General features: G+C 69.5%; 25 protein-coding genes. 21 read left to right on the top strand and 4 right to left on the bottom strand.

All coding sequences use genetic code 11. From position 1 onward, the window contains the following. Positions 1–11: 11 nt before the first annotated feature. Together ACIA58_RS00880 and ACIA58_RS00875 are read right to left on the bottom strand one after the other, a co-directional pair. Entirely contained in the window at positions 12–1172 is a 1161-nt protein-coding gene (locus ACIA58_RS00880) for a methyltransferase domain-containing protein (RefSeq protein WP_396401532.1), read from the bottom strand. A 9-nt stretch (positions 1173–1181) separates the two neighbouring features. Next, complete coding sequence (locus ACIA58_RS00875; RefSeq protein WP_396401531.1) at positions 1182–1778, bottom strand: peptidoglycan-binding protein; 597 nt, start codon at positions 1776–1778, stop codon at positions 1182–1184. A 266-nt stretch (positions 1779–2044) separates the two neighbouring features. Here ACIA58_RS00875 and groES point away from each other — a divergent pair, with 266 nt between their 5' ends. The 9 genes from groES (at position 2045) to ACIA58_RS00830 (ending at position 10763) form a co-directional block, all read left to right on the top strand. After that, positions 2045–2341, top strand: coding sequence for a co-chaperone GroES (gene groES, locus ACIA58_RS00870; protein WP_130384566.1), 297 nt, complete (start codon positions 2045–2047; stop codon positions 2339–2341). Positions 2342–2469: 128 nt separating this feature from the next. Next, positions 2470–4089, top strand: coding sequence for a chaperonin GroEL (groL, locus tag ACIA58_RS00865; protein ID WP_396401530.1), 1620 nt, complete (start codon positions 2470–2472; stop codon positions 4087–4089). 96 nt (positions 4090–4185) lie between these two features. Further along, positions 4186–4647: a GNAT family N-acetyltransferase gene (locus tag ACIA58_RS00860; protein ID WP_396401529.1), complete on the top strand. Its 462-nt coding sequence runs from the start codon at positions 4186–4188 to the stop codon at positions 4645–4647. 124 nt (positions 4648–4771) lie between these two features. Next, entirely contained in the window at positions 4772–5395 is a 624-nt protein-coding gene (gene shbA / locus ACIA58_RS00855; protein ID WP_329003334.1) for an RNA polymerase sigma factor ShbA, read from the top strand. Next, complete coding sequence (locus ACIA58_RS00850) at positions 5388–6824, top strand: hypothetical protein (RefSeq protein ID WP_396401528.1); 1437 nt, start codon at positions 5388–5390, stop codon at positions 6822–6824. Before shbA ends, ACIA58_RS00850 begins: the two co-directional genes overlap by 8 nt. A 129-nt stretch (positions 6825–6953) precedes the next feature. Further along, positions 6954–8465 (top strand): IMP dehydrogenase, encoded by a 1512-nt coding sequence (guaB, locus tag ACIA58_RS00845; RefSeq protein ID WP_396401527.1) that lies wholly within the window; start codon positions 6954–6956, stop codon positions 8463–8465. A gap of 25 nt (positions 8466–8490) precedes the next feature. Then, positions 8491–9597 (top strand): GuaB3 family IMP dehydrogenase-related protein, encoded by a 1107-nt coding sequence (locus ACIA58_RS00840; RefSeq protein ID WP_396401526.1) that lies wholly within the window; start codon positions 8491–8493, stop codon positions 9595–9597. After that, on the top strand, positions 9594–10310 hold the full coding sequence (locus ACIA58_RS00835) for an alpha/beta fold hydrolase (protein ID WP_396401525.1): 717 nt from the start codon (positions 9594–9596) through the stop codon (positions 10308–10310). Before ACIA58_RS00840 ends, ACIA58_RS00835 begins: the two co-directional genes overlap by 4 nt. A 51-nt stretch (positions 10311–10361) precedes the next feature. Continuing rightward, complete coding sequence (locus ACIA58_RS00830) at positions 10362–10763, top strand: hypothetical protein (protein ID WP_396401524.1); 402 nt, start codon at positions 10362–10364, stop codon at positions 10761–10763. On the opposite strand, the gene ACIA58_RS00825 is transcribed toward ACIA58_RS00830, so the two are convergent. Both ACIA58_RS00825 and ACIA58_RS00820 read right to left on the bottom strand, forming a co-directional pair. Continuing rightward, positions 10760–11668 carry a TIGR03086 family metal-binding protein gene (locus ACIA58_RS00825; protein ID WP_396401523.1) on the bottom strand — a complete coding sequence of 303 codons (909 nt, stop codon included), beginning with the start codon at positions 11666–11668 and terminating at the stop codon, positions 10760–10762. The two genes, ACIA58_RS00830 and ACIA58_RS00825, sit on opposite strands and share 4 nt — an antisense overlap. 67 nt (positions 11669–11735) lie before the next feature. Continuing rightward, positions 11736–13184, bottom strand: a complete 1449-nt coding sequence (locus tag ACIA58_RS00820) for a hypothetical protein (protein WP_396401522.1) — start codon at positions 13182–13184, stop codon at positions 11736–11738. Positions 13185–13276: 92 nt separating this feature from the next. On the opposite strand from ACIA58_RS00820, the gene ACIA58_RS00815 reads away from it, so the two are divergent. From ACIA58_RS00815 to guaA, 12 genes are all read left to right on the top strand, one after another. Next, complete coding sequence (locus ACIA58_RS00815) at positions 13277–14869, top strand: succinic semialdehyde dehydrogenase (protein WP_396401521.1); 1593 nt, start codon at positions 13277–13279, stop codon at positions 14867–14869. Then, complete coding sequence (locus ACIA58_RS00810) at positions 14866–16566, top strand: GMC oxidoreductase (RefSeq protein ID WP_396401520.1); 1701 nt, start codon at positions 14866–14868, stop codon at positions 16564–16566. The genes ACIA58_RS00815 and ACIA58_RS00810 overlap by 4 nt, the downstream gene beginning before the upstream one ends. Positions 16567–17107: 541 nt before the next feature. Continuing rightward, a complete protein-coding gene (gene bioB, locus ACIA58_RS00805) occupies positions 17108–18103 on the top strand; it encodes a biotin synthase BioB (protein WP_396401519.1) in 996 nt (331 codons plus the stop codon). Further along, the gene (locus ACIA58_RS00800; RefSeq protein ID WP_396401518.1) at positions 18100–18288 is read left to right on the top strand and encodes a hypothetical protein; all 189 of its coding nucleotides are present in this window, start codon (positions 18100–18102) and stop codon (positions 18286–18288) included. The genes bioB and ACIA58_RS00800 overlap by 4 nt, the downstream gene beginning before the upstream one ends. A 20-nt stretch (positions 18289–18308) precedes the next feature. Further along, positions 18309–19388, top strand: a complete 1080-nt coding sequence (locus ACIA58_RS00795; RefSeq protein ID WP_396401517.1) for a tRNA (adenosine(37)-N6)-dimethylallyltransferase — start codon at positions 18309–18311, stop codon at positions 19386–19388. Between the two features lie 41 nt (positions 19389–19429). Next, a complete protein-coding gene (locus tag ACIA58_RS00790; protein ID WP_396401516.1) occupies positions 19430–19825 on the top strand; it encodes a hypothetical protein in 396 nt (131 codons plus the stop codon). Beyond that, entirely contained in the window at positions 19818–20729 is a 912-nt protein-coding gene (locus tag ACIA58_RS00785; protein ID WP_396401515.1) for a zeta toxin family protein, read from the top strand. Before ACIA58_RS00790 ends, ACIA58_RS00785 begins: the two co-directional genes overlap by 8 nt. 86 nt (positions 20730–20815) lie before the next feature. After that, a complete protein-coding gene (locus ACIA58_RS00780) occupies positions 20816–22129 on the top strand; it encodes an adenosylmethionine--8-amino-7-oxononanoate transaminase (protein ID WP_396401514.1) in 1314 nt (437 codons plus the stop codon). Beyond that, complete coding sequence (locus ACIA58_RS00775) at positions 22129–23250, top strand: 8-amino-7-oxononanoate synthase (RefSeq protein WP_396401513.1); 1122 nt, start codon at positions 22129–22131, stop codon at positions 23248–23250. Before ACIA58_RS00780 ends, ACIA58_RS00775 begins: the two co-directional genes overlap by 1 nt. Beyond that, positions 23247–23903: a dethiobiotin synthase gene (gene bioD, locus ACIA58_RS00770; protein WP_396401512.1), complete on the top strand. Its 657-nt coding sequence runs from the start codon at positions 23247–23249 to the stop codon at positions 23901–23903. The genes ACIA58_RS00775 and bioD overlap by 4 nt, the downstream gene beginning before the upstream one ends. Then, a complete protein-coding gene (locus tag ACIA58_RS00765; RefSeq protein ID WP_396401511.1) occupies positions 23900–24961 on the top strand; it encodes a hypothetical protein in 1062 nt (353 codons plus the stop codon). The genes bioD and ACIA58_RS00765 overlap by 4 nt, the downstream gene beginning before the upstream one ends. Before the next feature lie 22 nt (positions 24962–24983). Then, positions 24984–26534, top strand: a complete 1551-nt coding sequence (guaA, locus tag ACIA58_RS00760; RefSeq protein ID WP_396401510.1) for a glutamine-hydrolyzing GMP synthase — start codon at positions 24984–24986, stop codon at positions 26532–26534. The last annotated feature ends 71 nt before the right edge of the window (positions 26535–26605 follow it).

Here is a 26605-nt window from a genome sequence, read left to right as displayed (position 1 = left end):
AGCTGGGGATTCTATCGGCTGTCGGCCAGCCTGCGGCAGGAGTAGGCGACTGCGTCCCTGCCGATCCGGGTGATGATCAGGGTCGCCGACGCCGAGCCCTTCGGAGCGAGCTTCTTACGCAGCTGGGCCGGGTCGACGTCCACGCCGCGCTTCTTGATCTCCAGCGTCCCGATGCCCTGGCCGCGAACCCAGGAGCGCAGCGCCTTCTCCTTGTAGGGCAGCTCGTCCACCACCTCGTACGCCGAAGCGAGCGGCGTCGGGATGTGCTTCGCTGCCGTGACGTAAGCGATACGCGGATCCAGCAGCCAACCGTCTACCGCTGCGGCGACCGCAGTGACCAGACCGGCCCGGACGACTGCACCGTCGGGCTCGTAGACGTACTGGCCGACCGGACCGACCTCAGCTTCCGGTGCGTCCGTCACGGTCGCCTGGCTGGGCAGCAGGGTCGCCCGCCGCTGCGTACCGCCGTAGAGCTCGCCGGACCACAGCGCGGCCTCCTTCACCTCGCCGGAGTCGCTGATCCACTCCGCTTCCACACCAGCGGGGATCGCATCGTGCGGGATGCCGGGTGCCACCTTGACGCAGGCAGTGCGCTGCAGCAGCTCGAGGACGAACGACCAGGGCGGCGAGTAGGCGTTGTGATCGAACACGCGCCGCCCATCCGCCCGCCGAGCTGGGTCGGCGAACACCACGTCGTACGGCGTGAGGTCGGTCGACTCGGCCTCGCCTACCAGGACGTCACCGACCAGTCCGAGAGCTGCCAGGTTGGCGCGGGCGGTGGCCGCTGTCTCGGGATCACGTTCGACGCCAGTCACTCGCAGGCCTGCGCGGGCGGCGCTGATGAGGTCGCCGCCGATCCCGCATCCCAGGTCGACCACGCCGGCGTCCGGCAGAGTCGCTGCGAGCCGTGCGGCGCGGTGCGTGCCGACTGTGGTCCGAGTGGCTTGCTCGAGGCCGTCTGGTGTGAAGTACATGCGCTCGGCGTCCGGACCGAACTTGGGAACCGCCCGACGTCGCAGCGCGGCCTGCGTGACTGCAGTGGTGACAAGCGTCGCGTCGTACCGGCGTCGCAGCTTCTCGACCAACTGAAGCTCACGCCCAGGCTGGTACTCCGCACACGCCGCCGCGAGCACCTCTGCGCCCGGTCCGTCGAGCAAGGCCGTGACTGTCACCCGGCAACTCTAGAGCGGGCTGGAACAGCTCCTGCTCCAGCTTCTCGTTGCCATCGAGTAGAGGCGCCAGTTCATCGCTGAGCGCGTCTTGGGGCCGTAGATGCCGTCGACGACCAAGTGGTGCTTGCGCTGGACCGACTTGATCACCGCGCGGGTATTGCTGCCGTAGATGCCGTCGACGGCGAGCTTGGTGCCGTAGCAGAAGTTCAGGTTGCGCTGGAGCACCTGGATGGCGGTGTCCGGGTCGCCGTACCGGTTGGAGCCGCGGTACGGGTCGTCGCCGTACATGAGGTTGCAGGTGGTGCTGCTGCTCGCGTAGATCGACGGCATCGGGATGCCCCAGCTGCGGTTGACCGGGACGAGCCGGGCCGCCCGGCACTGCGGCAGGGCGGCAGCCGCCTTGAGCTCGGCAGCGGTCGCCTCGTGGGAGGCGGTCTGGTCGGTCGGGGCCTTGGGCGCCGGCGCGGCCGCTGGTGCGGCGGCGGCCGGGGACTCGTGCTTCGACGCGTTGGCGGCGACGGCTCCGACCGCGACCGCGGCGACGGCGGCCAGGAGTGCGATCGTCCGGCCGGAGAGCTTGGGCAGTGCCGGCAATGAGAACGCCATGGCTCCTCCTCGGACCCGTTCTGACGCAACGGTCCCATGAACGCGCGGCCTTGACCACAATCCGTGCCCGCCCGCTTACCGGCCCTGAGTGCCTCAGGGTGAGAATCCTTTGGCACTCGAGTTGACCGAGTGCTAATCGCGGCCTAGATTCGGTGTTGGCACTCTCGGTGTGAGGGTGCCAGCGGTCCGGCCCTTGACCCCCGCGACGGCAGGGGAGCGCGACCACCATGAACGCAGCCAAGCAAATCGACCGTGGAGGTCAGCAAGTGTCGGTCACGATCAAGCCGCTCGAGGACCGCGTCCTCGTCGCGCCGCTCGAAGCCGAGCAGACCACGAAGTCCGGCCTGGTGATCCCGGACACCGCCAAGGAGAAGCCGCAGGAGGGCGAGATCCTCGCCGTCGGCCCGGGCCGGATCGACGACAACGGCAACCGCGTCCCGCTGGACGTCGCCGTCGGCGACAAGGTCATCTACTCCAAGTACGGCGGCACCGAGGTCAAGTACGACGGCCAGGACTACCTGATCCTGGGCGCCCGCGACATCCTCGCAGTCGTCAGCAAGTGACGACCGCTCGCTGTTCCTGACCGACACCGCCCTGGTGCCCTCCGGCGCCGGGGCGGAGTCGGTGCAGGACCCGGCGATGGTTCGTACCTGCAACGATTTAGCGATTTCAGAGAGGGACTGGATTTTTCATGCCGAAGATCCTCGAGTTCGACGAGAACGCTCGGCGCGCGCTGGAGCGCGGCGTCGACAAGCTCGCGAACACGGTGAAGGTGACGCTGGGCCCGAAGGGCCGCTACGTCGTCCTGGACAAGAAGTGGGGCGCCCCGACCATCACCAACGACGGTGTCACCGTCGCCCGTGAGGTCGAGCTGGACGACCCGTTCGAGAACCTTGGTGCGCAGCTGACCAAGGAGGTCGCCACCAAGACCAACGACATCGCCGGTGACGGCACCACCACCGCGACGGTGCTGGCGCAGGCGCTGGTGCACGAGGGCCTGCGGGCGGTCGCCGCCGGCGCCAACCCGATGGGCCTCAAGCGCGGTATCGAGGCGGCCGTCGAGGCCATCTCGGCCAAGCTGGTCGACACCGCCCGCGCGGTCGACGACAAGGGCGACATGGCCCACGTCGCGACCATCTCCGCGCGTGACGCCGAGATCGGCACGCTGATCGCCGACGCGTTCGACAAGGTCGGCAAGGACGGTGTCATCACCGTCGAGGAGTCGAACACCTTCGGGACCGAGCTCGAGTTCACCGAGGGCATGCAGTTCGACAAGGGCTACATCTCGCCGTACTTCATCACCGACGCCGAGGCCGGCGAAGCGGTGCTGGAGGACCCGTACATCCTGATCCACCAGGGCAAGATCTCCGCGATCGCGGACCTGCTGCCGCTGCTGGAGAAGGTCGTGCAGTCCGGCAAGACGCTGCTGATCATCGCCGAGGACGTCGAGGCCGAGGCCCTGTCCACCCTCGTGGTGAACAAGATCCGCGGCAACTTCACCTCGGTCGCCGTCAAGGCGCCGGGCTTCGGCGACCGCCGCAAGGCGATGCTGGAGGACCTGGCCGCGCTCACCGGCGCGCAGGTCGTGGCCCCGGAGGTCGGCCTCAAGCTCGACCAGGTCGGTCTGGAGGTGCTCGGTACGGCGCGCCGCATCGTGGTCACCAAGGACAACACCACGGTCGTCGAGGGCGCCGGCAAGGCCGAGGACATCGAGGGCCGGGTCAACCAGATCAAGTCCGAGATCGAGCGCACCGACTCCGACTGGGACCGCGAGAAGCTGCAGGAGCGGCTGGCCAAGCTGGCCGGCGGCGTCTGCGTGATCAAGGTCGGCGCGGCCACCGAGGTCGAGCTCAAGGAGAAGAAGCACCGGATCGAGGACGCGGTGTCCGCGACCCGGGCCGCGATCGAGGAGGGCATCGTCGCCGGCGGCGGCTCCGCCCTCGTGCACGCGGCCACCGTGCTGGACAAGGACCTCGAGCTCGACGGTGACGAGGCCACCGGCGTCCGGATCGTCCGCAAGGCGGTCGTCGAGCCGCTGCGCTGGATCGCCGAGAACGGCGGCTACGAGGGCTATGTCGTGGTTGCCAAGGTGTCCGAGCTGGAGCCGGGCTTCGGCTTCAACGCGGCCTCCGGCGAGTACGGCGACCTGCTCGGCAGCGGCGTGCTGGACCCGGTCAAGGTGACCCGGTCCGCGCTTGCCAACGCCGGCTCGATCGCCGCGCTGCTGCTGACCACCGAGACCCTGGTGGTCGACAAGCCCGAGGAAGAAGAGCCCGCGGCGGCCGGTCACGGCCACGGCCACGGTCACTGAGCCTCAGGCAACCAGTTCGACAGCACGGCACACAGCACGGCACAGCACCACAGCACCACAGCACCGCCCGGCAGGTAACTGCCGGGCGGTGCTTTCATGGGGCCTGTGCTGATTCGAGAGCGTCGTGACGATGACCTGGCCGTCTGCGTGGAGTTGCTGCGGGACGTGCACGAACTAGCCGGCTACCCGATCAACTGGCCCGCCGAGCCGGCACAGTGGCTGAGCCCGAAGAACGCTCTGGGCAGCTGGGTCGCGGTCGGGGACGGGCCGGTCGTCGGGCACGTCGTACTGACCGCGGTCGACGATCACGCCGAGGTCGAGCGGCTCTTCGTCGACCCGAAGGCGACCCGCCAAGGGCTCGGCCGGTTGCTCCTCGACCGCTGCGTCCGGACCGCTGCCGAGCTGGGGCGGAAGCTCTCGCTCGAGGTCGTCGACAATCGAGGCCCCGCGGTTCAGCTTTACCGGCGGGCGGGTTGGCTCGAAACCCGTCGTACGCCGATCGACTGGGGCGGCGATCAGGCCTCGGAGCTGATCCACTTCAGCGGACCCGATCAGTGAACTCGTGAGTAGTGACGGATCGTGATCAAGTGGCCGGTAGTGACCACGAATTGCCACTAGGCAAGAAGAGTTGAGCGCCGTACCATCTTTCAGGCTGACCGGTCTGAACACGAGGGGGCGAGGGGTGACCGAGGTCCGAGTACCTGACACCCACGACCGGGTCGAGCTTAGGGATCTTGCCGCGCTGGCCGGCGACGGGGACCGTACAGCTCTTAACGACCTGCTCACACGGGTGCGCGCTGTGGCGCACCGATACGTACGGTCCCGTCTGTGGACCTATCCCGGCGGCGCCGACATGGTCGACGACGTCGCACAAGAGGTTTGTGTCGCGGTCTTCGGTGCGCTGAGCCGGTACCGCGACGAGGGGAGGCCTTTCGAGGCTTTCGTCTACGGCATCGCGGCCCGCAAGGTCGCCGATGCCCAGCGTGCGTTCGCGGTCGCCGACGTCTCGACGCCGGACCTGCCGGACGGCGCGGACGAGTCACCGACGCCGGAGGAGCGTGCGGTCCGGCAGTCCGAGGTCCAGCACATCATGGGCCTGCTGGACAAGCTGCCGGAGAAGTTGCGGGAGATCCTGCGCCTCCGGGTGGTCGCGGGGATGTCAGCCGAGGAGACCGGCCGGGCACTGGGGATGACACCGGGGGCGGTGAGGGTCGCACAGCATCGGGCGTTGAACACGCTCAGGGGGTTCGTGGGGCATGAAGCACAGCTGGAACGAGGAAGAGCAGGGGAGGGGCATCATGGCTGACCGTTTCGACTTGGACGCGATCGAGGCCGATGACGCGCTGCTCGATCTGCTCGCCGCCGGTGGGGAGTCCGCCCGTGCGGCGGGCGAGCACGACGCGGCCGTTCAGCTACTGGCCGAGCTACGGCTGGCAGTTGAGGTCGAGGACGAGCTCCCGGTGGAGACCATCGACGATCCGGAGAGCTTCCTGGCGCGTTGCGCCGCGCTCAACCCGATCACCGACCCGTTCGCCCGCAAGATGGCGACCCGTGGTCTGGCGCTCGGAGTGGCCGCGGTCGCCGCATTGTCGGTTTCCGGGGTGGCCGCGGCCGTCAACGGCGACCCGCTGTCGCCGTACGAGAAGGTCATCGAGAAGATGGTCGACGCGGTCCGTCCGCAGACCAGCTTCCCGAAGGAAGACCTCGACGGTCTGCCGGTGATGGACAAGACGAAGATCGTCAAGGTCGGCAAGGACTACAAGAAGCAGGTCCAGGCCGAGCACGCCGCCCAGGCGGCGGGCAAGGGCTCACTCATCGACGTCGACCCGAACGCGGTTGACCTCAAGGTGTCGCCGCCGATGGTCGTGCCGGAGAGGCCGCTGGCGATCCAGATCGAGCAGAAGCCGGTCGCGCCGCTTCCGGTGAAGACCGAGGACCCGGACAACGTCAGCGTCGACAAGCCGACCGACACCAAGACGGATCCGCCGACCGACACCACGGGTGACGGCACGGACGGCACCACGGACGGCACCACGACGCCGACGCCACCGCCGTCCACGCCGACGGACACTCCGACGTCGACACCGACCGACACGCCGACGTCGGAGCCGACGGACACCGCGACGGACACGCCGCCGGCGAACGTCGACACCGGCACGGGCGACAACACCACGGACGGCGGCACGACCGGCACTCCGACCACGACGCCGACCGGCGACACCGGTCAGACCAACGGTTCCGGGGCCGACGGCAGCGGTTCGAGCGACAACAGTGGTTCGAGCGACAACAGCGGTTCGGACTCGACGACGCCGGCCGGCGACGACCAGAAGCCGGGCGACGAGGTCACCCAGGTTCCGGACGTCCCGAAGGCCGTGGCGGACGCACTCGAGAAGGTCCTGCCGGTGCTGCCGACGCCGACCGGCGAGCCGATCGCGATCGAGAGTGCCCAGCAGTTCTTCGGCGAGTCGCAGGCGGGCAAGCCGCCGACGGTGAAGAAGCCGGCCACCACCAAGAAGGCCACGGCGGCCAAGAAGGCGGCGCAGAAGGCGGCCGGGAAGCACTCGACCGGGAAGGTCACGACGGGATCGGTCCGTAAGACCTACCCGACGGGCAAGCACTCGACCGGTCAGTACCCCGAGGGCAAGCACGCGGCGATCGAGCGTACCTACGGGTCCACCGCCGACACGGACGTCCTGGCGATCCTGCAGGTCGTCAACGCGCCGGTCAACAAGTAGCCGACCACCCGCTCCGCCCGCCGCAGCACTGCGGCGGGCGGAGCGCTGTGGACGGCCGGTTCGGGGGCCGGTGCGGGCGCGGATAGGATGGGGTTCCGTTCTCGCCGTGTAAAGGTGCTTGTTTTACCCATGGACATCACACCCGCTGGAGTTCCCGACAAGTTCGCCGTCCTCGGCCTCACCTTCGACGACGTGCTGCTGCAGCCCAACGAGTCCGACGTCATCCCCTCCGAGGCGAACACCCGGTCCCGGGTCAGCCGCAACGTCTGGGTGAACATCCCGCTGATGTCGAGCGCGATGGACACCGTCACCGAGGCCCGGATGGCGATCGCGATGGCCCGCCAGGGCGGTCTCGGCGTCCTGCACCGCAATCTCTCGATCGAGGACCAGTCCCAGCAGGTCGACCTGGTCAAGCGCTCCGAGTCCGGCATGATCGCCCAGCCGATCACGATCGGTCCGGACGCCAGCATCGGCGAGGCCGACGCGCTCTGCGCGCAGTACCGGATCTCCGGTGTGCCCGTCGTGGACGACGCCGGGGTGCTGGTCGGCATCGTGACGAACCGCGACATGCGCTTCGAGAACGATCTGTCCCGCCCGGTGCGCGAGGTGATGACCAGGCAGCCGCTGATCACCGGCAAGCAGGGCATCTCGGCCGACGACGCGATGGCGCTGCTGAGCAAGCACAAGGTGGAGAAGCTGCCGCTGGTCGACGACGCCGGCAAGCTGACCGGCCTGATCACGCTGAAGGACTTCGTCAAGCGCGACAAGTTCCCGCTGTCCACCAAGGACGCCTCCGGCCGGCTGATGGTCGGCGCCGCGATCGGCTTCTTCGGTGAGGCGTACAAGCGGGCCATGTCCCTGGTCGAGGCCGGTGTCGACGTGCTGGTGGTGGACACCGCGCACGGCCACTCGCAGGCGCAGCTGGAGATCATCCGCAAGCTCAAGGCCGACCCGGCGACCCGTGGCGTGGACATCGTCGGCGGCAACGTCGGCACCCGCGCCGGTGCGCAGGCGCTGGTCGACGCGGGCGCTGACGGCGTGAAGGTCGGCGTCGGGCCGGGCTCCATCTGTACGACGCGGGTCGTGTCCGGCGTCGGCGTGCCGCAGGTCACCGCGATCTACGAGGCGTCGCTGGCGTGCAAGCCGGCCGGGGTCCCGGTCATCGGCGACGGCGGCCTGCAGTACTCCGGTGACATCGCCAAGGCGCTCGTCGCCGGTGCGGACACGGTCATGCTGGGCTCGCTGCTGGCCGGCTGCGAGGAGTCGCCGGGCGACCTGGTGTTCATCAACGGCAAGCAGTTCAAGGCGTACCGCGGGATGGGTTCGCTCGGCGCGATGCAGTCCGGCGGCCTGCGCAAGTCGTACTCGAAGGACCGCTACTTCCAGCACGACGGCGGCTCCGACGAGAAGCTGATCGCCGAGGGCGTCGAGGGCCAGGTCCCGTACCGCGGCCCGCTGTCGGCCGTCGCGCACCAGCTGATCGGCGGCCTGCGGCAGTCGATGTGGTACACCGGCGCCCGCACCGTCCCGGAGCTCCAGGAGAACGGCCGCTTCGTCCGCATCACCTCCGCCGGCCTGCAGGAGTCCCACCCGCACGACATCCAGATGACGGTCGAGGCCCCGAACTACTCCGGCCGCTGACCGCCTGCACCAGAAGAGGAACCAGATGACCGAGATCGAGATCGGCCGCGCCAAGCGCGGGCGGCAGGCGTACGCGTTCGACGACATCGCGATCGTGCCGTCGCGCCGGACGCGGGACCCCGAGGAAGTCTCGGTCGCCTGGCAGATCGACGCGTACCGGTTCGAGCTGCCGATCCTGGCCGCGCCGATGGACTCGGTGATGTCGCCGGCCACCGCGATCGCGATCGGCAAGGCCGGCGGCCTCGGCGTACTGAATCTGGAAGGTCTCTGGACGCGGTACGAGGACCCGGCGAGCCTGCTCGAGGAGATCACCAGCCTCGATCAGAAGCAGGCCACGCACCGGCTGCAGGAGATCTACGCGGCGCCCATCAAGCCCGAGCTGATCTCCCAGCGGGTGCAGGAGATCCGCGACTCCGGCGTGACCGTGGCCGGTGCGCTGTCGCCGCAACGGACCAAGCAGTTCGCCAAGCACGTCGTGGACGCGGGCGTCGACCTGTTCGTCATCCGCGGTACGACGGTGTCGGCCGAGCACGTGTCCGGCCAGGCGGAGCCGCTCAACCTGAAGCAGTTCATCTACGACCTCGACGTACCGGTGATCGTCGGCGGCTGCGCGACCCATCAGGCGGCGCTGCACCTGATGCGGACCGGCGCGGCCGGCGTGCTCGTCGGCTTCGGCGGTGGCGCGGCGCACACGACGCGCAAGGTGCTCGGCGTTGCGGTCCCGATGGCAAGCGCGGTGGCTGACGTGGCGGCGGCGCGGCGAGACTACATGGACGAGTCCGGCGGCCGGTATGTGCACGTCATCGCGGACGGCTCGGTCGGTCGGTCCGGCGACGTGGCGAAGGCGATCGCCTGCGGCGCGGACGCGGTGATGGTCGGCTCCCCGCTGGCGCGGGCGAGCGACGCCCCGGGTGGCGGGTTCCACTGGGGCGCCGAGGCCTGGCACCAGGATCTGCCCCGCGGCGAGCGGGTCGAGGTCGGCGTCACCGGCACGATGGAGCAGATCCTGTTCGGCCCGTCCTGGGTCCCGGACGGCACGATGAACCTGGTCGGCGCCCTCAAGCGCGCGATGGCGACCACCGGTTACACGGAGCTCAAGGAGTTCCAGCGGGTCGAGGTCGTTGTAGGTTGAGCAGCACCGGCGTACTACTCCTCCATGGTTCGAGTGGTGCGCCGGACCTCCAGCGCGCCCGTCTGCTCGAGGCCGAGGGGTACGACGTCCTCGCGCCGCGGTGGACCGTCACGCACGAGGTGCCGCTGGAGTCGTTTCCGCTCGACGAGTTGGCGGCGCGCAACGACCGGCTGGTCGTGATGGGCAGTTCATGGGGTGCCGAGGCCGCGCTGCTGCTCGGCGCGCTCGACGACCGGTTGGACTCGGTGGTCGCGTTCGCGCCGAGCGCCTACGTCTGGGGCCGAGTCCTGGAGGACGGGAGCCAACGGTCGGCGTGGACCTGGCGGGGGGAGTCGCTGCCGTTCGTGCCGTTCGACCAGGACTGGAAGGCGGACGACGATCCGCCGAGCTACGCCGGTCTGTACCGTCAGAGCTTGCTCAGCGCGCCCGAGGAGGCACGGATCCCGGTGGAGCGCATCGGTGATGTGCTGCTGATCGCCGGAGGGGACGACAAGGTGTGGCCGGCGGTGGAGTTCGCGGAGGAGATCGTCCGCCGGCGCGGCGAGCGTCCGACCCGGCTCCTGGTCGGGCCGGAGGCGGGGCATCGTCCGGTGCTACCCGGCGAGGAGCCGAAGTCGGCCGGGCAACGGATGGCGCGAGGTGGGACCGAGCAGGCCGATCGTGAGCTCGGCGCGCGAGCCTGGACCGAGATCCGGAGCATGCTCGCAGGCTGAGCGACGTGCTAGGAGTCCACACACCTTGATGGGTTCTGCAAGGATTGCCGCATGGGACTTTTCAGCCGACGGAGCAGCCAGGACACGGACAATGTTGCCCTCGCCGCAGCGCGAGGCCAATTGTCCCCCGATGACGTGGACCAGGTGCGTTTCCTGATCACCACCAAGAAGGCGGTGCATGCGGTCAAGCTGATCCGCGACCGCACCGGGCTGGACCTCAAGCAGTCCAAGGAGCTGGTCGACGACATCCGCCTCGGCCGCTACGTACCGCCGACCACCGGCACACCGCTCGTCCGCCGCCCGGGCACCAACCTGGCCGAGCGCACCCGCGCCCTCAAGGCCGCGGGCGAGCTCCACCAGGCGACCGCCCTCGTCGTCTCCGAAACCGGCATGACCGAGGTCGAAGCCGGCCTGTTCGTCGGTGCCCTCCGCGCCGACGCCCAGGACCTCTAACCCTTGACGTAGGAGAGCTTCTCGGCGATCTTCCCGTCGCGCAGCCGCAGTACGTCGACCCCGCGGATGTGGCCGCGATCGCCGGAAGACTCGCGCCAGGAGTAGCGCCACCGCACCACGGCCCGATCACCGAACCGCACGGTCTCCTCGGTCTCGAAGTGCGGGTCGCCCGTGTTCGCGAACAGCCGCGCCCACTCCGCCCGTACGGCGTCCGCGCCCTCCAGCCGGTTGCCGTCCGGGGCGGGCGACGTGGACTCGAAGACGATATCGCCGGTGACCAGCGACATCACCGCGTCCAGATCCCCTGCGTCGAAGGCGCTTCCGAACCGCTCGATCAGCTCGAGCGCCGGGCTCCAGCGCGGATCACGGCCGAAGGCTGCCAGCAGTTCGTCGGCCGCCGTGGTGAAGCCTTCGAGGTGTTTGCCGATCATGCCGGCCGAGCGGTAGATCTGCTCGCGGTCCGCGAACCACGGCCCGACCTCGCCGACCAGATCCGAGTCGAGCCGGGGATCGGCGCCGATTGCCACCGCCAGGTCCCACCCGTGGATCAGGTGATCGGCGGCGAGTTGGCGCAGGTACTCGTGCGGATCCTCGTCGCCGTACGACAGATGCACCTTGGCGATCGGCCGGCTCGCCGCCGTGGCCGCCTCCCGGGCCGCAGCCGATGCCGCGCCGGCCGGATCCTGGCCGAGCAGGTCGCCGTCGAGCTCGTCCCCGACCTCGGCGATCGTCTTGCCCGCCATCAGCGGCACGGCCCACCGCTCCTCGCCGACAACGTGGTTGACCAGCGCCCGGACGTCCCAGTCCGAGCAGGGCGTCGGCGCCGACCATTGATCGGCCGCCACCCCTGAGACCAGCTCCGCGAAGTTCGCGACCGTGCGGTTGTGCAGTTCTACGACATCCATTGCCCGCACCCCCTCCCAGCGTCAGCGTCCGCCCGCGACAGGGTCCGGTCAATTACCCCGGGGTTACCTACCGGCCGAGCTGGAGCTGCTCGGCCGCCTCGTGGGCGTGGCGGGACGCGGTCAGGTCGCCGGCCGCGGAGAGCAGGTTGCCGTGGTGCCGGTAGCAGGACCCGGCCAGCTCCTTCATCGTCTCGTTGTCGTCGGTGAACGGGATCAGCGCGGTCGCGACCTCGGCGCACCAGCCGCCCAGGTCGAGCGCGATGTCGGTCCGGCCGGCCTGGTAGTACGCCTCGGAGATGTCGAGCAGGAGCTGTGCCCAGATCGGCACGTACGTGCTGGTCTCGTACCGCATCCGGTGCGACTCGCGCTCCGACGAGATCGCGAACAGGTAGTGCGCCTCCAGCCCGAGCGTCAGCGCGGCGTCCCCGTCCTGCAGGAGCAGCGGCGGGACCAGCTCCGCCAGCTCGGTCGCGCGTACGGCGGCCGATTCCGGGTCCGTCCGGCCCGACACCGTCGCGAGCGTCATCCCCGGCGCGGGCTCGCTCAACGCCAGCAACCGGTGGTACTGCTCGAACGGCCCCAGCTTGATCTCCGCGTTCTCCAACGCGGCAACCAGCGTCAGCGGCAGCCCACGGTCCAGCTCCTCGACCACCCGGACGGCCGTCTCGCCGTCGGTGTCGTACGCCGTCCGCAGGCACGCCTCACCCTCGAGGCGGCCGACGATGCCGAGGTGCTTGCCCTTCCGGACGAGTGCGGCGACCAGCGTGCGCATGTCGGTCGGCGAGTCCGAGTCGGCGAGCGTGTCGGCGGTGGTCAGCCCGATCTCGTCGGCCTCGAGCGCGAGGTCGAGTCGTCCCTCGGCTGCATGGACGTCGGCCGACACCGCGGTCGCCGTACACAGGTAGCGGGCGTAAGACAGCGACTGGGGGCTCTCGTTGATCTGGTCGGCGAGCTGCAGGAACAGCTGGGTCGCCGCATCCGCGGACGCGACCGCCAGCGCGGGATCGCCGTACCGCCGCAGGATCAGGGCGTTCATCGCGAGCACCCGGGCGAAATCCGGCTGGTGCTTGATGCCCTCTTCGCCGCCGACCAGCTGGCCGTACGCGATCACCGCGCCGTCCATCTCCAGTACGGCGGTGGCGCCGTGGCCGCGATGCGCCTGCGTCATGGCGCGCCGGGCGCGGATGTCGGCGAGGAAGCAGGTGGCATCCAGTACGCCGGCGTCCTGCAACTCGGTGTAGCCGAGTTGGGCCTCGTGCAGCGCGGCCAGCGCCTCCTCGTGCCGGCCGGACGCGTTCAGCGATCCCGCCAGCTCGTACTGGGTCGCGGCCATCAGGTGCTTGGCCTCGTAGTGGTTCGGGTGCCCTTCGGCCCGCTCCCTGGCCAGCTCGATGACCCGCTGCTGGTACGGCCCGGCCTCGTCGGCGCGGCCTTCCTCGATCAGCACCTGGGCTGTCTGCAGCGCCTCGCCGAGCTCGTCCTCAGGAGGCGTCCAGAGCCCCCCGCTGTCCACCATCTTGACGTTCCACCCCTTCGCAGGCTTCAGCCGCACAGCTTAATGGGGATCTGATACTGACACTGTCGATTACTGGCAGGTAGCCTAGGCAGATGAGTGAGCAGACGTCGATCCCCGCGGATCCGGAACTGGATCCGACCGCGTCGTATGCGACCGACCAGTCGGTCATCCGCCGGTTGTCGGGGCTGCTGCGGGCGACGGCCGGCACCAGGACGTCGTACGCGCCGGCGACCGGGCAGCCGATCGCGGACCTGCCGGTGTCGAGCGAGGACGACGTGGTCGCCGCGGTCCGGCTGGCCCGGAAGACGCAGCAGACCTGGCGGCGGGTGCCGCTCGCCGAGCGCGCCGCGATCCTGCTGCGGTACCACGACCTGGTCCTCGACCACCGCCACGAGTTGGTCGACCTGATCATCCGCGAGTCCGGCAAGGCGCGGAAGCAGGCGTTCGAGGAGCTCGCCCACGTCGCGCTGACGGCGCGGTACTACGGGCGCAAGGCGCAGGAGCTGCTCGAGCCGCAGCGCAAGCTCGGCATCTTCCCGGTGCTCACCCGCGCCGAGGAGCGGTTCGTGCCGAAGGGTGTCGTCGGCATCATCTCGCCGTGGAACTACCCGCTGACGATGGCGATCTCCGACGGCCTGCCCGCGATCCTGGCCGGCAACACGGTCGTGCACAAACCGGACAGCCAGACCCCGCTGACCGCGCTCCGCGGGATCGAGCTGCTGTACGAGGCCGGCCTGCCGCGCGAGGCCTGGCTCGCCGTGAACGGCGACGGCCCGACCGTCGGCGGCGCGCTGATCCAGAACGCGGACTACATCTGCTTCACCGGCTCCACCAGGACCGGCCGGCTGGTCGCGAAGCAGTGCGGTGAGCGGCTGATCGGCTGCAGCCTCGAGCTCGGCGGCAAGAACCCGATGCTCGTACTGCGCGACGCCGACATCAACCGGGCCGCGGAAGGCGCCGTCCGCGCCTGCTTCGCGAACGCGGGCCAGCTGTGCGTCTCGATGGAGCGGCTGTACGTCGCCGACCAGGTGTACGACGCCTTCGTGACGGCGTTCGTGGACCGGGTGAAGAAGCTCCGCATCTCGGCCGGCACCGGCTGGGACGTCGACATGGGCTCGCTGATCTCGAAGGCTCAGCTGGAGACGGTCACCCGGCACGTCGAGGACGCTCGCTCGCGGGGCGCGACGGTCCTGGCCGGCGGCAAGCCGCGCCCGGACATCGGCCCGCTGTTCTACGAGCCGACCGTGCTGTCCGGCGTCACCCCGGCGATGGAGTGTTTCGACAACGAGACCTTCGGGCCGGTTGTCTCGATCTACCGCTTCTCCGACGAGTCCGAGGCGATCCAGCGCGCCAACGAGGGCGAGTACGGCCTGAACGCGAGCGTCTGGACCCGCGACGGCCGGCGCGGCCGTGCGGTCGCCGCACAGCTGATGGCCGGCACGGTCAATGTCAACGAGGGGTACGGCGCGACGTTCGGCTCGATCGACACGCCGATGGGCGGCATGCGGTCCTCGGGCCTCGGCCGGCGGCAGGGCGTCGAAGGGATCCGCCGGTACGTCGAACCGCAGGCGATCGCCACCCAAAGACTGATCCCGATCGCTGCCTCGCACGGCCTGTCCGACGAGAAGTTCGCCGAGCTGATGACCGGCGCACTGCGCGTCCTCAAGAAGATCGGCCGCCCGTGAGGTTCGACTACGACGTCGTCATCGTCGGGTCCGGCTTCGGCGGGTCCGTGTCGGCTCTGCGGTTGACCGAGAAGGGCTACCACGTCGCCGTCATGGAAGCCGGCGCGCGATTCGAGGACGGCGCCTTCGCGAAGAACTCGTGGGACACCAAGCGGTTTCTGTTCGCGCCGAAGCTCGGCATGTACGGCATCCAGCGGATCAGCGCGCTGCGCGACGTGATCATCCTGTCCGGCGCCGGTGTCGGCGGCGGCAGCCTCGTCTACGCGAACACGCTCTACGAACCGCTGCCCGCCTTCTACACCGACCGCCAGTGGGCGCACATCACCGACTGGAAGTCCGAGCTCGCGCCGTACTACGACCAGGCGAAGCGAATGCTCGGCGTCACGACGTACCCGGGCTTCACGCCGGCGGACAAGGTGATGAAGCAGGTCGCCGACGACCTCGGGGTGGGGGAGACGTTCCACCCGACGCCGGTCGGAGTCTTCTTCGGGGAGGCCGGTGTCGAGGTCGACGACCCGTACTTCGGCGGCGCCGGACCGCGGCGTACCGGCTGCATCGACTGCGGCGAGTGCATGACCGGCTGCCGGCACAACGCGAAGAACACGCTGACGAAGAACTACCTCTACCTGGCCGAGAAGTCCGGCGCCGAGGTGTACTCGCTGACCACCGTCACCTCGGTCGAGCCGCTGCCCGGCGGCGGGTACGCCGTGGACACCCGCCGTACGTCGAACCGGAAGCTCACCCGGCGCTTCACCGCCCAGCAAGTGATCTTCGCCGCGTCGGCCCTCGGTACGGCGAAGCTCCTGCACCGGCTCCGCGACGAGGGGAAGCTGCCCGGGCTGTCCGACCGGCTCGGCGTGCTCACCCGGACCAACTCGGAGTCCCTGCTCGGCGCGATCGCGAAGGACCGCGACGTCGACTACAGCCGTGGGGTCGCGATCACCTCGTCGTTCCACCCGGACGACATCACCCACATCGAGCCGGTGCGGTACGGCAAGGGCAGCAACGTGATGTCGCTGCTGCAGACCGTGCTGACCGACGGCGACGGGGACAAGCCGCGCTGGCGGACCTGGCTGCGGGAGCTCGGCGTACAGCGGAAGAACATCCGCAAGCTGTACGACCTGAAGCACTGGTCCGAGCGGACCGTGATCGCGCTGGTGATGCAGACCGCGGACAACTCGATCACCACGTTCGGCAAGCGGGACCGTCTCGGCCGCTGGCGGCTGACGTCCAAGCAGGGCCACGGCGCCCCGAACCCGTCCTGGATCCCGGTCGCGAACCAGGTGGTCCGGCGGATGGCGAAGCTGATGAACGGGACCCCGGGCGGCACGATCGGGGAGCCGTTCAACGTGCCGATGACCGCGCACTTCATCGGCGGCTGCGCGATCGGCGACTCCGCCGCATCCGGAGTGGTGGATCCGTACCACCGCGTCTACGGGTACGACGGCCTGCACATCGTCGACGGCTCGACGATCTCCGCGAACCTCGGCGTCAACCCGTCGCTGACGATCACCGCCCAGGCCGAGCGAGCCCTGTCCTTCTGGCCGAACAAAGGCGGAATTGATCCCCGCCCCGCGGCCGGTGCCGGCTATCTGCGCATCCAGCCGGTCAAGCCCGAACACCCCGTCGTCCCGGCCGACGCCCCCGGCGCTCTGCGGCTGCCGATCTTCCCGAAACAGTCTGTGACGAAGCCGTAACGCATTCGCGATCCGCGGAGATCGAAAAGAATGCGCCGGTGGGGAAATGAATAAGCCTCAGCAGTAAGTTTGCTGAGGCTTTGTGAAAAGGTCCGGAAAAGGGAGCAGGTCCCTCGGGAACGTTTCCGCCCAAATCGTTTCCCGAGGGACCCACTCAAGCCGGGGTGAGGCGCCCGGCGCTTTGGGATCGGGTCACCAACCATGGCTGGCGACCCGAGCTCTTGGTTACTACCTTACATCCGATTCCCACCGCTTCGAGGCCTTGTGACCACTCTGCGTGCTGATCGTAATGATCAGCTTTTGTTGCTCCTGGTAACCGGGTGGCGGTCTTCCTTGCGGTAACCGCCTTCGTACACATCAACGAGCCCGTCTACGGGGGGTTACGAGGTTCCAAAGAAAAGTCCAGAAACTTTTCCCGGGAAGTGCGGAGAGTGGTCGTGAGGCACCATGGCCCGATCTGTTCCACGTGACGCCCGCCGCAGAACCGGCGTACCTGTCTGACCTACTCTGAGCCGACCGTTCTGATGAGGCAGGAGAAGGCATGAGCGACATCCTGGACGTGGCACGTGAGCAGGTTCTGGGGCAAGGCACCGGGCTGAGCCAGGAGCAATTGGTCGAGGTCCTCGGCACACCCGACGACCGGCTGCCCGAACTGCTCGCCCTCGCGCACGACGTTCGGGTGAAGTGGTGCGGCGAGGAGGTCGAGGTCGAGGGGATCATCTCGCTCAAGACCGGCGGCTGCCCCGAGGACTGCCACTTCTGCTCCCAGTCGGGTCAGTTCACCTCGCCGGTGCGGTCGGTCTGGCTGAACATCCCCGAGCTGGTCGAGGCCGCCAAGGAGACCGCGAAGACCGGCGCGACCGAGTTCTGCATCGTCGCCGCGGTCCGCGGGCCGGACCAGCGGCTGATGAGCCAGGTGAAGGCCGGCATCGAGGCGATCAACGCCGAGGTCGACATCAACATCGCCTGCTCGCTCGGCATGCTTACCCAGGAGCAGGTCGACGAGCTCAAGTCGTGGGGCGTGCACCGGTACAACCACAACCTCGAGTCGGCCCGGTCGTACTTCGGTGACGTCGTCACCACGCACTCCTTCGAGGAGCGCTGGGAGACCTGCCTGATGGTGCGCGACTCCGGGATGGAGCTGTGCTGCGGCGGTCTGGTCGGCATGGGGGAGTCCCTGGAGCAGCGTGCCGAGCTGGCCGCGCAGCTGGCCGAGCTGGACCCGCACGAGGTCCCGCTGAACTTCCTCAACCCGCGACCGGGTACGCCGTTCGGCGATCTGGAGGTCATGGACGGCAAGGACGCGCTGCGGACCATCGCCGCGTTCCGGCTGGCCATGCCGCGCACCGTCCTGCGGTACGCCGGCGGTCGCGAGCTGACCCTTGGCGACCTAGGCACCCGGGAGGGACTGCTCGGCGGGATCAACGCCGTCATCGTCGGCAACTACCTGACCACCCTGGGCCGCCCGGCGACCGCCGACCTCGACCTCCTCACCGAGCTGAAGATGCCGGTGAAAGAGCTGCAGAAGACGCTGTGACCGAGACCTACTGCGGTCGCTGTGGCCGCGAGGTCGCCGACGGCGGTCACGACGACTGCGGCCGGGCGCTCGCGCTGGAGCCGCCGAGGTACTGCGCCGAGTGCCGCCGCCGGATGATCGTCCAGGTGCACCCGATGGGCTGGACGGCCCGCTGCTCCGTCCACGGTGAACTGGCCTCCGACTGAGCGCGGCTAGGCTGGTCGGCATGTCCGACGACGTGCCTCGCCTGCTGATCGCTGTGTACGGGCCGACCTCGGCGGGCAAGACCGCGGTGTCGGTCGACCTGTGCCTGCGGATCCGGGACGAGCTCGGGCTGCCGCCGACGGTCGTCTCCGCGGACTCGCGGCAGGTGTACCGGTACATGGACATCGGCACCAGCAAGACGACGCCGGCGGAGATGCGCGGCGTCCCGCACACGATGATGGACGTCACCGAGCCGGTGCGGAAGCTGGAGCTGGAGACGTTCGTCTCACGGGCACGCAAGCACATGGAGGACTGCTGGACGTCCGGCGGCGTGCCCGTGATCGTCGGCGGCACCAGCGTGTACGTCCGCTCGCTCCTCGAGGGCTGGGAGGTGGACGCGGTCGCCGAGGCGCGGAACGCCGTCCGCCGCGACTTCCCGCGGAGCATGGCCGAGGACGCGTACGCCGTACTCACCCGGCTCGACCCGAAGGCGGCCGGGAAGATCCACGCGAACAACTACGACGCGATCGTGAACGCGCTGGCACGAGCCATGGGCAACGATCCGGAGCGGGCCGTGGCCCCGGCCACCCGGCAGGTCGTGCTGTCGGTCGATCGTCCTGCCGCCGAGATCGATCAGCGGGTCGCGGCGACGTACGACCGTCAGGTCGAGCTCGGGCTCCGCGACGAGGTCCTCCGGCTCGACGAGCGGTACGACGTGCTCTCGCAGTACCGCCGGCTCGGACAGAAGTCGCCCAACCAGGTCGTCCACACGCACGGGTACACCGAGTGGTTCGACGTGGCGATCGAGCATGGCAAAGCGGTCGAGGACCTGGGCGGCGCCGACCTGGTCGAGGTGCGGAGCCGGGTCGTCGAGCGCATCCAGACCCACACCCGCCGGCAGCGGTCCGCGATCCCCAAGCTGACCGGCGTCCGGCCGATCCGAAGCGCGGCCGAGGCATTCGCAGCGGTGAAGAAGAGCCTGGAGCCCGGCCCTGCTCCGGCGTCCACCACACGAAAGCGCCCAGGTGGCCGAAAGGGGCGCACTGTCGCTCGGAAACGTGGGATCGGACCGGGTTCACCGGCTGCTCGGCGGAGTGTGTAGCCCCGGTTGGGCTGACCCGAGCCGTCGGATATCTTCCTTGTGTGGTTAACGTCGCCGACCCACTTGTGCTCCCGGAGCTGGGCAAGCCGAAGTGGACCCCGGCGCAGATCTTTGCCTACGAGATCGCTCTCGAAGGCGTCCGGCAGGCGGTCGCGTTCTACGCCCACCACCTCGCCGCGGCGGAAGCGGCGGAAGCGGCCGACGAGCCCGACGAAGCCGCGATCGCCACCCTGCGCGCGGCTCAGGCCGCCTGGGCGGCCCGCGGCCAGGAGCTCGACCCACTCGATACGCGCGCGGTCGGCCGCGTCCGCGACGATGCCGACGAGCTCCTCAGCGAGGACGGGGACGAAGAGGACGGCGCCGGCGGGGACGCCGGCGAAGAGGACGCACAGGGGGAGGGCGGCGAGTCAGGTGAGCTGGATGGCCCAGGTGACTGAGCTTGATCGGTTCCTGCTGAGCGACGCGGACAACGAGCGGATCTTCCGCGACCGGATCGTCCCCGACGTGCTCACCGGTACCGCGCAGGACCGTCCCGTGGCCGTCTTCGTCGCCGCTCAACCCGGCGCCGGCAAGGCCTCCGTCACGGCTCTCGTCAAGGCCGTCCTGGCCAGGCGCGGCCGTCCTGTCGTGCTCAGCCCCCTCACCCTGGAGGGCTACCACCCACGGCTCCACGAGCCGATCACCGACGAGCTCCCGACCCTCGACCGGTCCGTCGAGACCGACGGCCTGCGTTGGCTCGCCCGCGCCGAGGAGCTGGTGATCCAGGAGCGGTACGACGTGATCGTAGAGACCGAGCTGGTCGACCCGGAGGCGTTCGCGGCCTCGGCCCGCGGGTTCAAAGCAGCCGGTTACCACGTCGAGGTCGCGATCGTGGCGGTGCACGAGGCCCTCAGCCGCCTCGGGGTACTGCAGCGTCACCTCCGTGCCCTGGAAGCCTTCGGGTTCGGCCGCCTGGCTACGCAGAGCCGCCACGACGCCGGGTACGCCGGCGTACTGCGAGCCGCCGAGCTGATCGACGGAGGCGACTGGGTCGACCGCATCGGCGTACTGCGGCCGGACGGCCAGCTGATCTACGGCAACGAGCGCGACGGCGACTGGCAGCAGCCGGCCCGGACCGTGGACGCGATCACCTGGGAGCGCGAACGGACCTGGACGGTGGCCGAGTCGCGCGACTTCCTCGATGCGTCCAGCGCGATCGAGCGGTTCGGGCTGTCGGCGCCGGTGCAGTGGATCCGGGACGAGGGGGTCGACGGGGCGAGGGCCCTGATGGCGCTGGCCAGGCCGCGCCTCGATCCGGTAGCCGTCACGTTGCACATCGCGAAGGCCGGGACGTCGTTCTAGAGGCGCTGATCACATCCTGACCACCCGTGAGCCGGGTCGGTCGACGCAGCGATTACCGTGGTGAATCCTCAGGACGGAGGCGGACGGTGTCACAGTCGGTCAATGCGTGGCGACAGCGGGACGCGGAGCTGCTCTGGCACCCGTATTCCTCGCTGACCGAGCCGTCACCGGTGCGGCTGGTCCGGGGTGCGTCGGGCGTCCGGTTGCAGCTCGACGACGGCGCCGGCGGGACCGTCGAGGCGATCGATGCCATGTCGTCGTGGTGGTGCATGATCCACGGCTACCGGCACCCGGTGCTCGACGCGGCGGTGAAGAGTCAGGTCGACGACTTCAGTCACGTGATGTTCGGCGGGCTGACGCACGAGCCGGCGATCCGGCTCGCGGAGCGGCTGGTGGAGATCACGCCCGCAGCGCTGCGGCACGTCTTCTTCTGCGACTCGGGATCGGTCTCGGTCGAGGTCGCGATCAAGCTGGCCCTGCAGTACCAAGTTGCGCGCGGCAACAACGGCCGGACCCGGATGCTCACCGTCCGCGGCGGCTACCACGGCGACACGTTCGCGCCGATGAGTGTGTGCGATCCGGTCAACGGCATGCACTCCCTCTTCACCGGCGCCCTGAAGGAGCAGGTCTTCGGCCCGCAGCCACCAGCCGGTTTCGACCGACCCTCCGACGACCCGGAGTTGCAGGCCTGGGCCGACTCGATCGCTGACCTCGCCGAGCGGCATTCGGATGAGGTCGCCGCCATCATCGTCGAGCCGATCCTCCAGGGGGCGGGCGGAATGTACCCGTACAGCCCGGCCTGCCTGCGGGTACTACGCGAGCTGGCCGACCGCCATGGCTTCCTCCTGATCCTCGACGAGATCGCCACCGGCTTCGGCCGCACCGGCACGCTTTTCGCCTCGGAGCACGCCGGCGTCGAGCCCGACATCCTGTGCGTCGGCAAGGCGTTGACCGGCGGCTATCTGACTCTCGCGGCCATGCTGTGTACGACAGAGGTCGCGCGAACGGTCTCGGACGGGCCGGGGGGTGCGCTGATGCACGGGCCTACGTTCATGGCGAACCCGCTGGCGTGTGCGGTCGCGCTTGCTTCGATCGAGTTGCTGTTGTCCCAGGACTGGGCTGGACGCGTGCATGCGATTTCTGCGGGGCTGGCCGCCGGCCTGGCACCTGCGCGCGAGTTGCCTGCGGTGAAGGACGTGCGGGTGCTGGGCGCGGTCGGCGTCGTACAGCTCGGTGGGCCGGTGGATCTGCCGCGGACGACCGAGGCGGCGTTGCGGCGCGGGGTGTGGGTGCGTCCGTTCCGCGACCTCGTCTACACGATGCCGCCGTACGTGTGCACCGACGAGGAGATCGCGACGATCGCGGCGGCGATCACGGGCGCGGTCGAGGAGGCCGGCTGATGCTCGAGGACTGGCTCGCGCCGAAGGCGGCCGCGCTGGAGGCCCGGGGGCTGACCCGGCGGCTGCGGGTCCGGTCCGCAGACGACGACCTGATCGACCTCGCGGGCAACGACTACCTTGGTCTGTCCAACGATTCCCGGGTCATCGCCGCGGCAGCCGATGCCGTTCGTACGTGGGGCACCGGCGCAACCGCCTCCCGTCTCGTGACCGGCACGACGGCCTTGCACGAGGAGCTCGAGTCCGCGCTGGCTGCTTATGCCGGGCAGGAATCCGCGCTCGCTTTCTCGTCCGGGTACCTCGCGAACCTCGGCGTTGTCACCGCGCTCGGCGGACCGGGTACCTTGCTGGTCTCCGACGAGCACATCCACGCCTCGCTCGTGGACGCTTGCAGGCTGTCCCGATCCCGTGTCGAGGTCGTGCCGCACAACGACCTGGAAGCCGTCGAGAAGGTGCTTGCCGAGCGCAACGAACCGCACGCCGTGGTGATGACTGAGTCCGTCTTCAGCGTGCTCAGCGACGAGGCGCCGCTGACCGAACTGGCGGCCGTTGCCGAGGCTCATGACGCGCTGCTGCTGGTCGACGAGGCCCACGGCCTGGGCGTCACCGGCAAAGGCCACGGCTCCGTCCACGCCCGCGACTTGGCAGGCCTGGACCACGTCGTCATCACCATGACCCTCTCCAAAGCCCTGGCCTCCCAGGGCGGCGTAGTCCTGGGTCCGGCGATCCTCCGCGACCACTTGATCAACCGCTCCCGCCCCTTCATCTACGACACCGGCCTGACCCCCGCCGCCTGCGCCGCCGCCCTCGCCGCCCTCCAGATCCTGAACTCAGAACCCGACCGCCCCGCAGCGATCCACGCCGCGACAACTCGCCTGGCTGCAGCCTGCGGCGTCCCCCCGGCGTCTGGCCCGGTCGTCTCGATCCCGATGCCCGGCCCTCGCGAGACTGTCCGCGCGGCCGAGTTGTGCCTGACCGCAGGAGTGCGGGTCGGCAGCTTCCGGCCGCCGTCCGTGCCTGACGGCATCTCCCGCCTCCGCCTCACGGCGAATGCCGGGTTGTCCGCCGCGGACCTCGATCGTGCGTGCGCGGTGATCGCGGACGCGATCGGCAAGGTGTCATGATCACGCTGATCACCGGCACCGACACCGAGGTGGGCAAGACGATCACGACGGCTGCGCTCGCGGCTCGGGCGGGTGGCTCCGTGGTCGTGGTCAAGCCCGCCCAGACCGGGGTGACTCCGGACGAGCCAGGCGATCTCGCCGAGGTTGGCCGGCTCACGGGGGTTACCGCGCTGCACGAAGGCGTCCGGCTGCCCGAACCGCTCGCGCCGACGACCGCCGCTCGGCGTGCCGGGGTTGCGCTTCCGTCGGTCGGGGAGCATGCCAAGTCGATCGACGAACTCGCGGGGCGCTACGAGTCCGTGCTGGTCGAGGGCGCGGGCGGGTTACTTGTCGGGCTTGATGCTGACGGCAACAACCTGGCTGATCTCGCCGGGCACCTGACGGTGCCGTTCCGGTTCGTGGTGGTGGCGCGGGCCGGGCTGGGCACGTTGAACCATTCGGGGCTGACCCTCGAAGCGCTGCGGGCTCGTGGGCTGCCGGTCGAAGGTCTCGTGATCGGTGCGTGGCCGGCTGAGCCCGACCTTGCCGAGCGGTGCAACCTGGAAGATCTGCCGGCCACGACCGGCGTTCCGGTGATCGGACGGATCCCGGCCGGGGTCGGGGGACTGGGCCGGGAGGACTTCCTCGCCGCCGCGCCGGGATGGTTCGAGTGAGCGGATGTCCTGCTCGGTACGACGAAGGGCTTGGGTACTGGGTCGTCGATGATCCGGCGCTGGCGCGTGAGGTTCTGCTGGATCCGGAGACGTTCCGGCCGGACAACGCCGTACTCGCGCATACTCCGCTGTCGGTGAAGGCGTTGCGGGTACTGTCGGGGGTCGGGTTCGCGTTGCCGCCGACGTTGGCCAACAACGCCGGGGAGTCGCATCGGCCGATCCGGGCTGCCGTCGCTCGGTTCTTCAGTCCGGCGCGGGTCGCCGCCGTCGAGCCGTTGACCAGGGAGCTGACGTCCGTGCGGGTGGCTGCGGCCTCGGCGCGCCTCGCCGCCGGTGAACAGGTGGACCTCGTGCAGGCGATCGCCGCGGAGCCGCCGGCCATCGTCGTACTGCGGCTGCTTGGACTGCTCGACGTCGACGTACCGCTGCTGAAGGCTTGGAGCCTGGACTCGCTCGAGCTGTTCTGGGGCTGGCCATCCGAGGACCGGCAGTTGGAGTTGGCCCACAGTGCGGCCGAGTTCTACGCCTGGTTGCGGGCGAGGACGACGGCTGCTCGACGCGCGCCTGCGGACGATTTGTTCGGCGTGCTCGTCGGTCTGGGGTTGAGCGACGAAGAGGTCTGCGCCGTCGGCTACTTCTTACTGATCGCCGGCCAGGAGACCACGACCCAGCTCATCTCCACCGCCTTCCACCGGTCGTTGCGTGACCTCTGTGAGCCGGCGGAGGTCGTCGAGCAGGTGCTGCGGGAGGCGTCGTCCGTCCCCACCTGGCGGCGGATCACCTCGAGCCCGGCGACCGTCGGTGAGGTCGAGCTCCCCGCGGGCGCGCCGGTGCTGCTCGGGTTGAGCGGTCATGGCGGGCCGGCTGATCTTGCGTTCGGGATCGGGATCCACCGGTGCCTCGGCGCCGGCCTCGCCCGGATGGAGGCGCGGGTCGCGTTGGAATGTGCTCAGGGCTTGTTGGCTGGTGTGCGGTTGGTGGAGCGGCCGCCGATGATCGACCTGCTCTCGTTCAGGGCGCCGAAGCGGCTGCTGGTGACTGCATTACAGCCTTCGTGACCTGCACCGATACCCTTTGCACGTGGCTGAGCATGAACTTGTCCTGGTTGTTGACTTCGGCGCGCAGTATGCGCAGCTGATCGCGCGGCGCGTGCGCGAGGCGAAGGTGTACTCCGAGATCGTGCCGCACTCGATGCCGGTCGAGGAGATGCTGGCGCGCAAGCCGAAGGCGATCATCCTGTCCGGCGGTCCGCAGTCGGTGTACGCCGAGGGCGCGCCGCGGGTCGAGACCGGCCTGTTCGAGGCCGGCGTACCGGCGTTCGGGATCTGCTACGGCTTCCAGGCGATGGCGCAGACGCTCGGCGGCGACGTACGGCGGACCGGGCTGCGCGAGTTCGGCCGGACGCCGGTCACCGTCAGCGAGCCGGGGACGCTGCTCGCGGACATTCCCGAGGACCTGAACGTGTGGATGTCGCACGGCGACGCGGTGCACGCTCCGCCGGCGGGGTTCGCCGTACTGGCCGCGTCCGAGGGTGCGCCGGTGGCGGCGTTCGAGGATCTGGACCGGCGGCTGGCCGGCGTCCAGTGGCACCCGGAGGTCCTGCACTCGCAGGCCGGTCAGGCTGTGCTGGAGCACTTCCTGTACAAGATCGCCGGCTGCAAGGGCGACTGGACGACCACGAACGTCGTCGACGAGCAGGTCGAGCTGATCCGCCGGCAGGTCGGCGACAAGCAGGTGCTGTGCGCGCTGTCCGGCGGCGTCGACTCCGCGGTCGCGGCGGCCCTGGTGCACAAGGCGATCGGTGACCAGTTGACCTGTGTGTACGTCGACCACGGCCTGCAGCGGGCCGGTGAGTCCGAGCAGATCGAGAAGGACTTCGTCGCCGCGATCGGGATCCGGCTCGAGGCGATCGACGCCGAGGAACAGTTCCTGTCCGCGCTGGCCGGGGTGATCGATCCCGAGCAGAAGCGGAAGATCGTCGGCCGGGAGTTCATCCGGACCTTCGAGGCGACCGCGCGCAAGGTGGACGCCGAGCGGCACATCGAGTTCCTGGTCCAGGGCACGCTGTACCCGGACGTGGTCGAGTCCGGCGGCGGCACCGGCGCGGCGAACATCAAGTCGCACCACAACGTCGGCGGTCTGCCCGACGACCTGCAGTTCAGCCTGATCGAGCCGCTGCGGACGCTGTTCAAGGACGAGGTCCGCGAGCTCGGCCTGGCGCTCGGCCTGCCGGAGACGATGGTCTACCGGCACCCGTTCCCGGGTCCCGGCCTGAGCATCCGGATCATCGGCGAGGTCACCCGCGAGCGCCTGGACATCCTCCGCGCCGCCGACCTGATCGCCCGGACCGAGCTGACCGCGGCCGGTCTCGACCGCGACATCTGGCAGTTCCCGGTCGTGCTGCTGGCCGACGTCCGCTCGGTCGGCGTCCAGGGCGACGGCCGGACCTACGGACACCCCGTCGTACTGCGTCCCGTCACCAGCGAGGACGCGATGACGGCGGACTGGGCCCGCCTGCCGTACGACGTGATCGAGCGCATCTCGACCCGCATCACCAACGAGGTCGACGAGATCAACCGCGTGACCCTCGACGTCACCAGCAAGCCCCCGGGCACCATCGAGTGGGAGTAGTTCGTCACTGGAGGTGAACCCGGCGGCTGTTAATGTCGAAGGGTCGCCTACTGACCACGGTGGGTGACTTC

The sequence above is a fragment of the Kribbella sp. NPDC051586 genome (genome assembly GCF_044453965.1).
Classification (GTDB): Bacteria; Actinomycetota; Actinomycetes; order Propionibacteriales; family Kribbellaceae; genus Kribbella.
This window is presented reverse-complemented; position numbering and strand designations above follow the sequence as displayed.